This window comes from Flavobacterium piscis, from assembly GCF_031457575.1.
Lineage (GTDB): Bacteria > Bacteroidota > Bacteroidia > Flavobacteriales > Flavobacteriaceae > Flavobacterium > Flavobacterium piscis_A.
The window spans coordinates 166,923-181,913 of record NZ_JAVDWQ010000007.1; the positions used below are offsets into that span (position 1 = coordinate 166,923).

The 14,991-nt window shown below is 32.5% G+C and carries 10 protein-coding genes; 5 read left to right on the top strand and 5 right to left on the bottom strand.

Features of this window, described 5'->3' with window-relative positions:
• Positions 1-51: 51 nt before the first annotated feature.
• Positions 52-1,830 carry an AMP-dependent synthetase/ligase gene (locus J2W48_RS12090; protein WP_310281625.1) on the bottom strand — a complete coding sequence of 593 codons (1,779 nt, stop codon included), beginning with the start codon at positions 1,828-1,830 and terminating at the stop codon, positions 52-54.
• 146 nt (positions 1,831-1,976) lie between these two features.
• The gene (locus J2W48_RS12095; protein ID WP_310281627.1) at positions 1,977-2,429 is read right to left on the bottom strand and encodes a hypothetical protein; all 453 of its coding nucleotides are present in this window, start codon (positions 2,427-2,429) and stop codon (positions 1,977-1,979) included.
• 227 nt (positions 2,430-2,656) lie between these two features.
• Between J2W48_RS12095 and J2W48_RS12100 the strand changes: the two genes are divergently transcribed.
• From J2W48_RS12100 to J2W48_RS12120, 5 genes are all read left to right on the top strand, one after another.
• On the top strand, positions 2,657-3,361 hold the full coding sequence (locus J2W48_RS12100) for a toxin-antitoxin system YwqK family antitoxin (RefSeq protein ID WP_310281629.1): 705 nt from the start codon (positions 2,657-2,659) through the stop codon (positions 3,359-3,361).
• Positions 3,362-3,432: 71 nt separating this feature from the next.
• Positions 3,433-4,620: a tRNA 2-thiouridine(34) synthase MnmA gene (mnmA, locus tag J2W48_RS12105; protein WP_310281631.1), complete on the top strand. Its 1,188-nt coding sequence runs from the start codon at positions 3,433-3,435 to the stop codon at positions 4,618-4,620.
• Positions 4,621-4,665: 45 nt separating this feature from the next.
• On the top strand, positions 4,666-6,270 hold the full coding sequence (locus J2W48_RS12110; protein WP_310281633.1) for a S8 family serine peptidase: 1,605 nt from the start codon (positions 4,666-4,668) through the stop codon (positions 6,268-6,270).
• A gap of 10 nt (positions 6,271-6,280) precedes the next feature.
• Positions 6,281-7,225: an NAD(P)H-dependent flavin oxidoreductase gene (locus J2W48_RS12115; protein ID WP_310281635.1), complete on the top strand. Its 945-nt coding sequence runs from the start codon at positions 6,281-6,283 to the stop codon at positions 7,223-7,225.
• Between the two features lie 17 nt (positions 7,226-7,242).
• Positions 7,243-7,656 (top strand): hypothetical protein, encoded by a 414-nt coding sequence (locus J2W48_RS12120; protein ID WP_310281637.1) that lies wholly within the window; start codon positions 7,243-7,245, stop codon positions 7,654-7,656.
• Positions 7,657-7,856: 200 nt separating this feature from the next.
• On the opposite strand, the gene J2W48_RS12125 is transcribed toward J2W48_RS12120, so the two are convergent.
• Genes J2W48_RS12125 through J2W48_RS12135 form a run of 3 tightly spaced genes read right to left on the bottom strand, consistent with a single transcriptional unit; the run spans position 7,857 to position 14,990 of the window.
• Positions 7,857-9,827 (bottom strand): DUF3857 domain-containing protein, encoded by a 1,971-nt coding sequence (locus J2W48_RS12125; RefSeq protein WP_310281639.1) that lies wholly within the window; start codon positions 9,825-9,827, stop codon positions 7,857-7,859.
• A complete protein-coding gene (locus J2W48_RS12130; protein WP_310281641.1) occupies positions 9,827-11,761 on the bottom strand; it encodes a DUF3857 domain-containing protein in 1,935 nt (644 codons plus the stop codon). The genes J2W48_RS12125 and J2W48_RS12130 overlap by 1 nt, the downstream gene beginning before the upstream one ends.
• Positions 11,736-14,990, bottom strand: a complete 3,255-nt coding sequence (locus tag J2W48_RS12135; RefSeq protein WP_310281643.1) for a tetratricopeptide repeat protein — start codon at positions 14,988-14,990, stop codon at positions 11,736-11,738. The genes J2W48_RS12130 and J2W48_RS12135 overlap by 26 nt, the downstream gene beginning before the upstream one ends.
• Position 14,991 lies beyond the last annotated feature (1 nt).

The window sequence follows — 14,991 nt, forward strand, 5'->3', positions numbered from 1 at the left end:
AAACGGCTGTCTCATAAAAGACAGCCGTTTTCGTTGGTTATATTATTTTGATTAATTGTGATCATAAATTTTAGCGTAAAGATCTTTGTAGATTTCTTTGATGATTTTACGTTTTAATTTTAAAGTAGGAGTAAGCTGTCCGCCATTGATAGACCAAACATCCGGAGTCAGTTCAAATCTCTTGATTTTTTCCCAATGACCAAATTTAGTATTGATTCCTTCAACTTCTTCATCAATACGTTTTACGACCTGCTCATTTGCAATTATTTCTTCATTTGTACTTCCCAGAGTTATTTTATGAATTTTTGCCCACTCTTTTACAAACTCAAAATTCGGTTGAATAAAAGCAGCCGGCATTTTTTCACCTTCACCAATTACCATAATCTGCTCAATAAAACGGGATTGTTTCATTGCATTTTCAATAAGCTGAGGTGCAATGTATTTTCCTCCGGAAGTCTTGAACATTTCTTTCTTTCTGTCCGTAATCGATAAAAAACCATCCTTATCTACATTACCAATATCACCGGTGTGAAAATATCCGTCAATAATGGCTTCAGCTGTTTTTTCAGGATCTTTGAAATAGCCCATCATTACGTTAGGTCCTTTGCAAAGAATTTCACCATCTTCGGCAATTTTTACTTCTACATTGTTAATGATTCTTCCGGCGGTGCCAATTTTGAATCCTTTATTTCTATAATCATTTACTGAAATAACAGGGGAAGTTTCAGATAAACCGTAACCTTCCATGATGTATATTTCTGCTGCTGCAAAAATTCTGGCTAATCTTGGCTGAAGAGCTGCGCTTCCGTTTACAATTAAATCTAATTTTCCGCCTAAACCCGCTTTCCATTTACTAAAAATTAATTTTCGGGCTAATTTTAATTGCAATTCATACCAAAATCCATTCGCTCCATAAGGTTCATATTTTAAACCTACTCCAACAGCCCAAAAGAAAAGTTTCTTTTTGATTCCGGTAAGCTCACCGCCTTTGGCAATAATTTTTTCGTAAACTTTTTCAATAAGCCTGGGAACACCAGTCATTACTGTTGGACTGATTTCTTTTATATTATCAGAGATTTTCTCAATAGATTCTCCAAAGTAAATAGAACAGCCATAAAATTGATAAATGTAAGTTACCATTCGCTCATAAATATGGCAAATTGGTAAAAAGCTTAGAGCTCGGCTAACTCCAGGTTCAAAAGGAATTCTATCGGCACTGTTTAAAACATTGGATACAATATTTTTATGGGATAACATTACGCCTTTTGGTCTTCCTGTTGTTCCTGAGGTATAAATAATTGTTGCTAAATCTTCTGTGCTAACATTGTTTTTTCGTTCTTCAACCGCATCCTGGTTGCTGGTATCTTCACCTAATTTTAATAACTCAGTCCAGTTTTTGCAATTATCAATTTCATTAAAAGAAAAAACATCTTTCAAAGAAGGAACATTAGCTTTTATGGTATTGATTTTATTATATAATTCAAAATCCGAAACAAAGACATACATTGCTTCAGAATGATTTAAAATATACTCATAATCTTCTTCAGTTATGGTAGGGTATATAGGAACATTCTGTGCTCCAGTTTGTAAAATACCTATATCCATGATATGCCATTCGGTTCTGTTGTTACTTGAAATGACAGCTATTTTATCATCTTTTTGCACCCCCATTCTTAGCAGAGCTCTCGAAACGGCATTGGCTTTTGCAATATATTCCTGGGTGGATGTTTTTTCCCAAACGTCATTTTGCTTTGTAGCTAATGCGACTTCAAGATTATGAGTTTCTTGTTGATAGTAAGGGAAATCAAAAAGGCGTGTTATTGTAACCATGTTGTGATATATTGAATTTTATCGCAAATTAAATAAAAAATAGGTATAATATTTAATTTTGTGAAATTAAATGGCAAAATTTATAAGCACAATTGAAATTTAACGAAAACGTTTTCTTATTTAGGCTGAAATTCTAATTAAAATAGTTATAATCTGCTTTTAGCAGGCTTTTTTAAGTCGTTGTAATCTGCATAATCTTTTACACGCTCTCCCATGATGAACATTTTTTTCTTGTTGTAATGGATAGAGAGTTGTGTATAAATCCAGTTTTCATTGTCATCTGTCTTGTACCAGAAAGTATAAGAAGCACTATTGAAACCTTCTTTAAAAATAGGGATTCCTTCTTCAGTACATTCAATTCCCCAAGTAATATTTTTTTTGGATAGGTCTTCATATTGAAAAACACCTGTTCCGTTTGCATTTAGTAAAATTGACGGTTCCGATTTTCCTTCAAACAAAAATAAACCGGGAACAGGATACCCAATAGTTGTAGTAATAAAATGATCAAGGTCCCTATGAGTGATTTGATCAACATGGATTTGAGCATGTAATTGAGTTAATCCAAAAAAAAGTGTCAGGAAGAGTAATTTTTTTTTCATTAATAGGAATTTTTTAAGTGGGGTTTAAAATTGATTGTTGTGATTTTTTTGCGAATATAAGTTAAAATAAAAAGCTTTTTAAAATAGAAAACCCTTTTTGTATAAATTGATTTTAAATTTTACCCGTTACAGGTACTATAGAAGTAAGATAGCGGTATTTCTATTGAAACGTTATACATTTGCAATACTAAAAAATAAATTTTGTTGTTATATAGAAAAAGAAAAAGATGAAAAATTTTTGGATTTTATTTTTGATAAGTACTGTTACTTTTGCTCAGGAGTTTAATAAACTGGATGCAGACGAAAAAAAAGATGGTTTATGGAAAGGAACCTACGAAGTTTCCAAACGTCCACGTTATGAAGGAACTTTCAGTCACGGAAAAGAAACCGGAATATTTAAGTTTTTTGATGATACCAAAAAAGGAGATGTCATTGCTACTCGTGATTTTAGCGCTAATGACGGAAGCGCTTATACTATTTTTTACGACCAAAGTAAAAATATAGTAAGCGAAGGAAAAGTTATTGGAAAAAGTTATGAAGGGGAATGGAAATATTATCACAAGGCATCAAAAGTGATAATGATTACCGAGAACTATAAGAATGGTAAATTAGAAGGTTTAAGGACGGTATTTTATCCAAATTCGAAAATTGCCGAAGAAATGACTTATAAAAATGGTGTAAAAGAAGGCGTTTATAAAAAATTTGGACAAAACGGGATCATTTTAGAACAAACTACATACACTAATAACCAATATAATGGAGATGCCATTTTTTATGATTCAGATGGGGTAGTGGCATCTAAAGGTAAATTTCTAAACGGAAAAAAAGTGGGGATGTGGGAGTTTTTCCTAAAAAGAAAATTAATGAAAGAAGTCAATATGAGCGATCCTAAAAGCAACTATCAGGCGGACTCTAAACCGAAATTCAAATAACATTTCCTAAAGCTTTAACTCTATAAATCTTTTGTATCTTTGCACCCTTGTAAAAATATAAATGATTTAGAATGAAACGTGTAGTTGTTGGACTTTCCGGAGGAGTAGATTCGAGTGTTGCGGCTTATTTATTACAGCAGCAGGGATACGAAGTTATTGGGCTTTTTATGAAAAACTGGCACGATGACTCGGTTACTATTTCAAATGAATGTCCGTGGTTAGAAGACAGCAATGATGCCTTGTTGGTGGCTGAAAAACTCGGAATACCGTTCCAGACCGTTGATTTAAGCGAAGAATACAAAGAAAAAATCGTTGATTATATGTTCAACGAATACGAAAAAGGGAGAACTCCAAATCCTGATGTGCTTTGTAACCGCGAAATCAAATTTGATGTTTTTATGAAAATTGCGTTAAGTCTTGGTGCTGATTATGTAGCTACTGGACACTATTGTCAAAAAAACGAAATTGAAGTTGACGGAAAAACGGTTTATCAACTGATCGCCGGGGCAGATAACAACAAAGACCAATCTTATTTTTTATGTCAGTTATCTCAGGATCAACTGGCAAAATCCCTATTCCCAATTGGTGCTTTAACCAAGCCGGAAGTACGCGAAATTGCTGCTGAAATGGATTTGGTAACGGCTGAAAAGAAAGATTCACAAGGATTGTGCTTTATTGGAAAAGTACGTTTACCGGAATTTTTGCAACAAAAATTACAGCCTAAAGAAGGCAAAATTATTCAGATAGATAAAAACGATCCAATATATGCTATTGAAAAACCATCCGGTTTGTCATTAGAGTCAGCATTGAAACTGGAAGCCCAAAAACGAAATTATCTTCCAACAATGGGTAAAGTAGTAGGAAAACATCAGGGTGCCCATTATTTTACTGTAGGACAAAGAAAAGGTTTGAATGTTGGCGGAACAACTGATCCTTTATTTATCATTGCTACAGATGTTGAAACCAATACTATTTATACAGGCTTAACGAGTCAGCACCCCGGTTTATTCAAAAGAGCCTTATTTATCGAAAAATCAGAAGTACACTGGATACGTACTGATTTGACTTTAAAAGTCGGTGAAACGATGGATGTCATGGCAAGAATTCGTTATCGTCAACCATTACAAAAAGCGACTTTGCATCAGTTTGAAGATGGTATGTACGTTTATTTTGATGAACCACAATCAGCTATTACTGAAGGGCAGTTTGCTGCCTGGTATTTCGATAATGAATTAGTTGGTTCGGGAGTTATTTCTTAGCTTTATACTTTTATTGGGGTTCTCACCCTTAAAAAGTAAATTGTTATGAAGATAAATTGCATTCTTTTTTTCTTGTTGATTTCTACTGCAATGTTTTCGCAGCAAGAAGATGCCTGGGTTTACTTTAATGCCAAACCAGCCGCACAAATTTATTTGGATTCACCATTACTAATGCTTTCCCAGCGTGCTTTGGATAGGAGAACCAATCAAAATATAGGTTTAAATTTTACTGATGTTCCTTTAGAAACAACGTATGTTGATCAGATAAAAACGAGTACGGGCATAACTGTTATGGCACAGTCAAAATGGTTAAATGCTCTTCACATTCGAGGAACACAGGCTAATATTTCGGCTTTAAAAGGATTGTCTTTTATTGATAAGGTAATTTTTGCAGATAAAACGCTGAATTTAACCGGAAAAAAAGTTTCGCAGAATAAAGTTTATCAAACTACAGACAAGCTTAAAATTTCCATTGATTATGCTTATGGAAATTCCGCAAATCAGATTCAGATGCTTAACGGAAATATTTTGCATCAACAAAACTATACAGGTTCTGGAAAAATAATTGCTGTTTTAGATGCCGGATTCCCTGGAGTGAATACAGCCCAGCCTTTTCAAAATCTTATCACTAATAACCAGATTTTAGGAGGTTATGATTTTGTTTCCAGAAATCAAAATTTCTATGCCGGGGATGGTCATGGTACGATGGTGCTTTCTACAATGGGAGGTTATAAAGAAAACCAATTGGTAGGAACTGCTCCTGCTGCATCTTATTATTTGTTTATTACCGAAAATGATGCTTCTGAAAACCCTGTCGAAGAATCACTTTGGGTAGAAGCAGCAGAAGAAGCGGATAGATTAGGAGTCGATATAATTACTACTTCACTTGGTTATTTTGGTTATGATAACGCCAATTATAGCCATGCTTATAGCGATATGAACGGAGTTACTAATTTTATTTCGCGTGGTGCCGAAATCGCTTTTAGCAAAGGAATAATTGTTGTTGCTTCTGCCGGGAATGAAGGTAATACAACTGAAAAACACATTGGAGGACCAGCAGATGCTATTTCGGTTATTACTGTTGGTGCAGTTACAGCAGCAAAAATAAAATCGAGTTTTAGTTCTATAGGGCCAAGTTTTGATAATCGAATAAAACCTGATGTTATGGCACAAGGTTCATCAGCGGTAATTTCGGATACTTCGGGGAATATTGGTGTAGCTAACGGTACTTCATTTTCCTGCCCTATAATGGCTGGGATGATTGCTTGTTTGTGGCAGGCTTTTCCCAATAAAACTAATCAGGAAATTCGGCAGATGATTTTACAATCTTCGGATAAATTTTCAAATCCGGATAATAATTATGGTTATGGGATCCCTAATTTTGGTTCAGCTTTAGGAATGGAAAATTTTGATGCTACTGATTTTACAGTTTATCCAAATCCTGCAGAAACGACTATTACCTTTTCTTTTTTTGATGGAGTAAAAGATGCTTGGGTAGCTGTTTATTCAATGTTAGGACAGAAAGTAGCCGAAAAACAACTTAACAGTCAAGATTCAGTTCTTGAGATTCAAAGCCTAAAAAGTGGACTCTATTTTTATACTTTTGAAGCAAATGGTGTTTATAAAACCGGAAAAATCATCAAGCAATAACAGTTTTTGAATGAATAAAATCACACAACTTTTTAATATAAAATATCCCATAATTCAAGGAGGAATGATCTGGAATAGTGGTTATAAACTGGCTTCTGCAGTTAGCAATGCAGGAGGTTTAGGACTTATAGGTGCTGGTTCAATGTATCCTGAAGTATTACGGGAACATATTCAAAAATGCCAAAAAGCAACAGATAAACCCTTTGGAGTTAATATTCCGATGCTGTATCCCAATATCGAAGAAATTATGGATATCGTGGTCGGGGAGGGTGTGAAAATTGTGTTTACTTCGGCAGGAAACCCTAAAACATGGACATCTTTTTTAAAGTCAAAAGGCATTAAAGTTGTTCATGTGGTAAGCAGCAGTGTTTTCGCTTTTAAAGCTCAGGAGGCAGGTGTAGATGCAGTTGTAGCCGAAGGTTTTGAAGCAGGAGGACACAACGGACGTGAAGAAACCACAACATTAACCCTGATACCAATAGTAAAAGAAAAAATCCGGATTCCGGTTATTGCTGCCGGTGGTATTGCCACAGGACGAGGAATGTTGGCAGCCATGATTCTGGGGGCTGATGGTGTTCAGGTAGGAAGCCGTTTTGCAGCTTCGTCAGAATCATCAGCTCATGATAATTTCAAGCAAAAAATTACAGAGGTTAAAGAAGGTGACACGCAACTGACTTTAAAAGAATTAGCTCCTGTCCGATTGATTAAAAATAAGTTCTTTCAAGATATTCAGGCTTTATATGAAAAATGTCCGACTAAAGAAGATTTAACACAGCTTTTAGGTCGAGCAAGAGCCAAGAAAGGCATGTTTGAAGGAAATCTTGAAGAGGGCGAACTCGAGATTGGACAAATTGCAGGAATAATCCATGAAATTTTGCCAGCCGAAAAAATTATTCAGGAAATGGTAGCCGATTTTGAAGCTGCATGCCGGGAAAAAGGTAAATTTGAATTTTAATTGCACAAATAAACATTATGAATATTATTCGCACCTATTATATATTATTTCTTTTTTTAGGAATTGGTTTGCAGCAATCGTACAGTCAATCCTATCGTTTTAGAACATCAGGTTTTAGTGTTTTAGCAAAAAATGAAAGAGGAAAATGGGGCGAATGGTCAAAACTTGACCTGGTCAATCTTTCAGTAATTCTGGATACAGATAAAAGCAGGATTGTAGTATATTCTCAGGAAATTCAGCTTTTTAATATTATAGATTATATCGAAAGGGAAGAAAATGATACAGATATTGTGTATTCCTTTATCTGCAGAGATAACGATGGAAACGATTGTAAGCTTTCTATTATTACCCGTAAAAAACAAGACTACCGGAAGCAACTTTATATTAATTATGATAATAGAATTATTGTGTACAATATTTTTAGTGTTTAGTTATTTGTATGCAGGCAAATATGTATGAAGAAATTTTCGAATTAATTAATTATTAGCAATAAAGAGCCTACTACTCATTACAGAAGAGCTTATTCAAAAAATAATATTTAAAGGCAAAAGACGATAGAATTTTAAAAATATAAATCCGACAAGTTTTTTACTTGTCGGATTACTTTAATATTGAATATTTTGCTAAGAAATTACTGTGCCACAATAACCACAATTTTATTAAAGTCGGCTGCGGCATTTATCACTGCTTTATATTCTTCAAAATTAGCTAACGGATAATTGGTAACGTTATAAAACTCTGTGTTTTCAATAACAACTTCATTTTTGTTTTGTTTAAAACTGCTGGTGAAGGCTGCCTCAGTTTTTCCGTTAAGCTGTGTTTTGAAATCCATTACAAACTTATCCAGATTTTTGATAGTGGCTCCATCGGGCAATATAATTTTGATTTTTCGGGTATAATGATGTGGATAGTGAATCTCTACAGGTAGCATTCTTTTATTCTCCTGATAAAATTCCATTTGTCTTCCAATGGTTTGACCTACAGAAAATAAATAATTTCCACCGGCTTTCTGGATCATGTCTTTTCCATCAAAGGTCAGATTCATGATATATGGCTTTTTTCCAATAAAATCCAAACCATCATTTTCGGTAGTTAGGGTTTTATATTCGCTTTGTAAAGTATAATTTTCAGAAATGCTCTTTAGCATCGTTTGGTATTGTTCAGCTGATACAAAATCTTTTATTGGCTGAAAATTTAGTCCTGAATACCCTCCAAATGTCAGGTGACTTGTAATGAAAGGATTTTCAAGGTCTTTGGTGAAATCAACAGTGATGTCCATAAAATCATGGGTAATCTCTGTTCCGGGTAATTCAATAAAATTAATTTCCCCAATTCCCATCGGAACGCCTGCAAACACTTTTTCCTTGATAAATAATCCATTATTATTTCCTAAATAATTGGGATAAAGAGGAATACGAAATTCGATTTCAGTTGGAGTCAGGTATTTTTGAACAGCTGGAAAATAAAATAAAAATTCACTCAGGTTTTCATGACTTTCAAAATCTTTGTCAAAAGGGACTTTGTAACGGTTTGAGGTAAAAACAAGATTCTGCCCTATTTTAAAATACTTAAAAACAGCTGTATATAATTTTAAAATGTCAAGGCTGTTGGCTTGTTTTGTTTTTATAACATCGCTCAGTGTTTCTTTAGAGTCAATGTACTTATCGTAGTTAATTGTTTTTTTAATTTTGTTTTCGATGTTCCATATTTGTTCCTGAGCATCTTTGGAAGTTGCAATTGTACTACAAAAAGAAGCAATTGCCTTTTCTTGTTTTTTATCTAAAACAGGGTTAATCAGATCATAAGTTGTTGTTGCATACTCCTTAAAGCTATTAAGGTTTTTGTTTCCTGTATAAAGATTGGCGTCCATCTTATAACGAAAAAGTTTTAATTTAACATCCCAGTTAGAATATTCCTCATCATCACTTAAAGCGATAATATCTTTTTCAGTAATGCTCAGTACTTTTTTGTTCTCTAATTTCTTTTCATCCAAAAAAGGCTCACTCAGACCATTGTATGATTTCGTTTTAAAAACAAGGTGTGCCGGAGTAATTAATTCAAAATTGTATTCAGCAATCGGATATTCATCCTGCATTTTAATGGTGTTTCCTTTCAAATCGGGCGCTTCTTCCACTACATATAACTTTTCGATAACGGCTCCTTTTTCAAGTCCATTGACAGCAAAATAATTATATTTTACACCTTTTTCTTCATCTACTTCTTCCTTGATATCTTTTTTATCCAGGGTGATAACTTTTCCATTTTTGAGAATAACTCTTGCTTTAGTAGTTAAGAAGTTTTCGCCATGTCCGATTGGAATATAAATTTTATTGTTACGTTCTATAGCATCATCAGAATTAATGTACTTTTTTTCATGGATTAAGCGATATTGGGTTGCCGTATTTTTATTGACAACTATTTCTATTTTTAAGGTACGATTTAATATCACCTCTTTTTCATCAGCGTATTTTTTAGGAACATCGATCTTGCTTTCAGATTCATTCCAGTTATACTCTTTAAAAGTATATTCCTGTGCGAAAAATACCGATGTGCTAAGTAAGGCAATAAAAATAAAAAAGGTTTTTAGGTACTGTTTTTTCATTATTTTTCTAATAGGATTATGGTTTCGTTATAGTTGGTCTTTAGTTTTTTGACAGATTCATTCCAGGGCTCAAAATCAGTTTTGTTGAGTAATAATTTTTTATGACTCAGGTTTACATTTAGATAGAGAATGTTGTTTTTTAATTCGTAAGTAAAATGGGCTTTGATGTAATCATTATCCAAATCAAAATTCTTAGGAAGATATTTTATGGTATAGTTTTTTGGAATAGCAAGTGTATACTGTGTTGTAAATTGTGTCAGGTATTCAAACTCATATTGTGCAACACGGTCTTTTGCAATTATGGCTTTTTCTAATAATTTATCCAAAAATAAATTCACATAAATTTCCTTATCTACTTTTACGATATAATTATCAAGTTCAAATTGATAATTGACAGTATATGGTAAATCCCTATCCGTAAGATTCTCTTCTTTAAAATCTTTTAAATTGAATTTATTATTTCCCTTTAAAACTAGTGACCGAATCATCTCCAAACGTGTCTTGTTAGAGGCATCTCCAATTCGCATCAGCGTATGGCTTCGGTTATAACCTGAACGTTCAACTTTTCCTTTACCCAGTAATTTACTGTTGTCGATAGTTAAACTGACAGTTTCCTTAATCTCATTTTGACTGGCTGGAACAATTGGTACAGGGTAAATTTTATATTGGTCATTTTCGCTAAACAATACTTCTTTTCCTTGTATAAATGCCGTAGGAATTCCGTAACGGGTTTCTTTATCAGTTCCGTCTAAAAAAATATAATTGTCACCTTTTTTAAAAAGTGCAATCATATGATTATCTACAGCTGGTGTTGCCAGATCTTTGTAGGTATAAGGTATGCTTCGTGTTCCTATCCAGGCAAGCGTCACATTTTTTATATCGGCATATTGTGCCATACATGAAATAATACTGGACATATCCTTGCAGTCACCAAATTTTCTCTGAAATACCAGATTGGCTTCCCGTGGAATAAAGCCTTCATAGCCATTTTCAAAAGCGATGTATTTAATATTGTCTTTTACCCAATAAAAAATACTTTTCACTTTTTCTTCTTCGGAAATTTTATCTTTTGTAAGTTCCAAAACCAATGCTTTTAAATCCGGATCTTCTGTTTTGTTTAAATTTTGTACAAACTTTTTATAGTAGTTGAACAATTCAGCAACATCCCTTAAAACAGGTGTAGTTTTATTATTAATAGTATATTCCTTAATATAAAAGTCAATATGAGGAACCTGATATAAGTATCCGGGAGAATTCTCTTCAAATTTTGCAGGTCTTACATCAGACAATGACCATCTGTAAACCCATTTGCCTTTTTTTTCTGTTTTGGAAAATAAGATGGTATTATTAGGATCATTAAAAATTTTGTAATCAATAACAATGTTTTTTTCTGCTCTGACTTCAAGTGCCGAATTTTGCATAGGAAAAATGTTTCCGAATATAAATTTGTGCAACAAATGCGGATCTACAAATTGTGTTTGATAATCATATACTTTTTTTGCCCCTGTTTCTAAATTAGGAAAAATAAGCTGGCGCTCTTTTACATCATTATAAAAAATAGAACTTTGCTGTGATTGTTTTTCATTACTTTGTGTAACCTTTATCTTTTTTTCTTTTCCATTATTATTGATAACCGTATAAGCTTCGTAACCTTTTAATTGTATCAAATCTGAATAAGAAAAAGATTCCTTGTTGTTAAGTATTCCGTTTTGAGTAAGAATCAGCGATTCCGAATGATTATCCTGTATGATTTTCAAAGCATTATTTTCTATGGTAATATCATAAAATTCCAAATTATCCAGAATGATCTCATTATAATCCGGATAAAGATTTTTAAGTTCCTGAAATGATTTTTGTGCCTTGGCAGATACAGAATAAAAAACAAAAAACAATATCAGAAAAAAGGGCTTATTTAATAATTTCAACCAATTCATCTGAATCATATTTTTTGGTTTGTGTTAGTTTTCCGGCGTTGTATATTAAGGTGTTTCCGTGAAGTTCATCATTTTTTAAAGCTATAACAGCCCAGGGTTTCCCATCTTCTTTAAAATATTCCTGCAGTCCGTCATATTCGCTATTTTTAAAATGTTCTTTTTTATACGGCTTGCCATTTGAATAATATTCTATTCGCTCCCCAGTTAACACATTATTGTCATAAGTACACTCAAATTCAGGTTTTCCATCATTGTTGTTGATGATAAACTTACCATCTGTATTTCCTTTGTTAATATTAAACTGAATAGCAATTTTTCCATTTGGATAAGAAGATGAAATTTGTGCAGTCTGATTTTCAATCACTACGTTTTCATTTAATTCTCCAGTTTTGCTTTTTTGAATATAATATTTAGCAATTCCATTTTCATATCCCACTATTACTAATGTTTCTCCCTTTTGATTGTAATAGATATTTTCTCCTTCAACCGAACCATTTTGCTGATTATATTCTGATAATTTAGCTTTATTATGATAGTATCGAATTGTTTTTCCATTTTCAACACCAAAAGTATATTCTCCTGTAAGTTTTAAATTTCCAACATGGTCATACTTTTTGCTCAGGCCGTTTAATTTACCGCAATAGTAATTATTTTCAATATATAAGGAGCCCAAAGGACTATAGAATTTATAAATATTATGCATTTCACCGTTAAGGTATTCTGCATCCATAATATTGGTTTTAAATTTGTCCTTCGATATCAATTTACCATGCAATAATCCATTTTTTAAATCGTAAGTTTTGGTATAAACACCATTATTAAAAGAATAGGTAAATTTTCCTGTCTTGTTTTTATAATCAATCTCGTTTTCTAATATTCCTTTTGGATTGAATGTTTTTCTAAGTGTCATTTGTCCATCAATATAACGGTCAATAATTGAAATATTTCCGTTTTGAAAATAAGTGTACTTGTCATAATACACATCACTTTCAATTAAATACCCTTCAGTGCTGACAGTACCATCTGAATAAAAAGTTTTGAAAGGACCGTTTTGTTCGCCCTTCTCATAATTATAAATCTGATTTACTTTATTGCCACTATAAATCTCATAAACACCGCTGATGGTATCGTTTTTATAATTTGTAATATTAGAAAGAGAACCATTGACATTATAATTTGCCGATAATCCATTTGCTTTGCCTTTCACATAAAAATCTTTCAGGCGTTGTACTCCGGAAGTATAAAAATAATTCCATTCACCTGATTTTGCTCCTTTTTCAAAAGCACCTTTTACTCTAAGGGTATTATCAAAATTTTTTATTTCAAAAGTTTTTTTGGTTAAGTTTACTTCTGTAGGTTTTGGAACATTCTTCAGGAATTGAAGCCCTGATTTTAATTCACCTGATTTATATTTTTCTTCAAAATATTTGTTGCCATCGTTGTCAAAATAACTGTAAGTTTCAATTTCTCCTTTATTGTTGTAAAAAGTCTCATCTGATTTTTTGCCATTCTCATAATAGTCAATTGACTGCTTAATTTTACCTGACAAATAACTATTTTCCCTGTTTAAGGTTTTATTGGAGTAGTAGGATTTGTATCCTTCGTCAATTAGGCCGTTTTTATATACTGCTTCAGATTTTATAATTTTACCGTCATAAAATTCAAAATAATTCCCTTCAATTTTATCATCTGCACAATTGTAGGTTTCAGTCAGGTCACCAGCTTCATTGTAAGTATTGAATTTTCCCGAAAGTTTTCCGTTTGCATAGTCCACTTCTTTTTTTTTGATTCCCGTTTGATATAAACAAATCAGAGTACCATTTCTTTCGCCGTTGATAAAATTTATTTCACAACTTTTACCGCCATTTGGAAAATAAGATGTGCTGATACCCTCTAAAAGGTCATCTTTATAGTTTTCGATTAACTCTAAATTTCCATTTTCATAATAAGTGGTTCTGGTACCATTTAATTTTCCTTTTAAGAAAGTTTTCTCTTCAATAAGGTTTCCTTTTTCATTATAATATTTTTGTAATCCATCCAGTTCTCCATTTTTGAAATTAATTTCACCGTTTAAATTTCCGTAGGCATTTAAGTACTTACATTTTCCTTCAAATTCTCCATTTACCTGAGGACCGATAATATAAGGTCTCTCATTTTTTGTAGTTACAATTACATCCTGAACATTACCAAAAATATCTAATTTTCTTTTTCCGAAAACATTCCAAAAATCACCTAACATATAATTGTCGCGAAATGCAATTATTTTTTTCTTCTGTTTAGTTAGTTCCTTACCAATTTTATCTTCCATAGAAAGTAACATATAATATGAGTAGCCTTCAAATTGATTTTTTTCGATAAGATGTTTTACCCACGGAATATAGGTTGTTTCAAAAAAGCCATCACCCATTTTATGCTCTGCAGCATATTCCGCAACTGCCTGTACCTGACGAATAATGGCATCATCAATACTCGATTTTACTTTATAAACTTTTTTTAGGGGCAATTGGTTTCTTAAAATCGTTTCTATTTCTTCAAAATTATCACCGGATTTTGAGAAAACAAATTTATTTTCCGTTAAGTAATTTTGACCATAATTGGCATTCAATTGCAAGATGGCCTGATTGGCATATTGGCCAGTTGGTGCAATAATAAGGTAACTCATCAATGCAAGGGTTCCTTCGGTTATTTTCCCGTTTTCAAAAGCAATGATTCCTAGAAAATAATGGGATGGACCATGGTTAGGATCATTAGTGATAATGCGCTGGAGTAGTTCTATGGCTTTTTGTGTCTCTTTTTTTCGAACATATAATAAAGCGAAATTATAGAGATAAGAGGAAGAATTTGAAAGATATTTTTCTCCTTCTTTAAAAATTTTTTCTGAAGATTCATATTCTTTTTCATCACTCAAAAAGATAGCATACATTCTGTATAATTCAGGATTTTCATGCATTTTTCCTTTTGCATATAAATCTTCTAAAAATGTTTTGAGTTCGCTTTTTTTGTTTTGGGCATTAAGTGTTAAGCCTATTTCATATTGTGCAGTAAGATATTTGGGATCTGTTTTTGTGATTCTTTGATATTCTTTTATAGCTTCATCATATTTTTTTTCACTGTAAAAGTTAATACCTTTTCTAATTATCGAATCATTGTTGTAAACATAAGTATAATCAGTTTGAGCATAGTTTTTTGAAAATGAAACTAATAAAAACACCAATAAAAGTTTTCTCATT

What these genes read in the sequence shown, in the direction of transcription:
- J2W48_RS12090 (WP_310281625.1), bottom strand. Translation starts at nt 1,830, where the DNA reads ATGGTTACAATAACACGCCTTTTTGATTTCCCTTACTATCAACAAGAA.
- J2W48_RS12095 (WP_310281627.1), bottom strand. Translation starts at nt 2,429, where the DNA reads ATGAAAAAAAAATTACTCTTCCTGACACTTTTTTTTGGATTAACTCAA.
- J2W48_RS12100 (WP_310281629.1), top strand. Translation starts at nt 2,657, where the DNA reads ATGAAAAATTTTTGGATTTTATTTTTGATAAGTACTGTTACTTTTGCT.
- mnmA (WP_310281631.1), top strand. Translation starts at nt 3,433, where the DNA reads ATGAAACGTGTAGTTGTTGGACTTTCCGGAGGAGTAGATTCGAGTGTT.
- J2W48_RS12110 (WP_310281633.1), top strand. Translation starts at nt 4,666, where the DNA reads ATGAAGATAAATTGCATTCTTTTTTTCTTGTTGATTTCTACTGCAATG.
- J2W48_RS12115 (WP_310281635.1), top strand. Translation starts at nt 6,281, where the DNA reads ATGAATAAAATCACACAACTTTTTAATATAAAATATCCCATAATTCAA.
- J2W48_RS12120 (WP_310281637.1), top strand. Translation starts at nt 7,243, where the DNA reads ATGAATATTATTCGCACCTATTATATATTATTTCTTTTTTTAGGAATT.
- J2W48_RS12125 (WP_310281639.1), bottom strand. Translation starts at nt 9,827, where the DNA reads ATGAAAAAACAGTACCTAAAAACCTTTTTTATTTTTATTGCCTTACTT.
- J2W48_RS12130 (WP_310281641.1), bottom strand. Translation starts at nt 11,761, where the DNA reads ATGAATTGGTTGAAATTATTAAATAAGCCCTTTTTTCTGATATTGTTT.
- J2W48_RS12135 (WP_310281643.1), bottom strand. Translation starts at nt 14,990, where the DNA reads ATGAGAAAACTTTTATTGGTGTTTTTATTAGTTTCATTTTCAAAAAAC.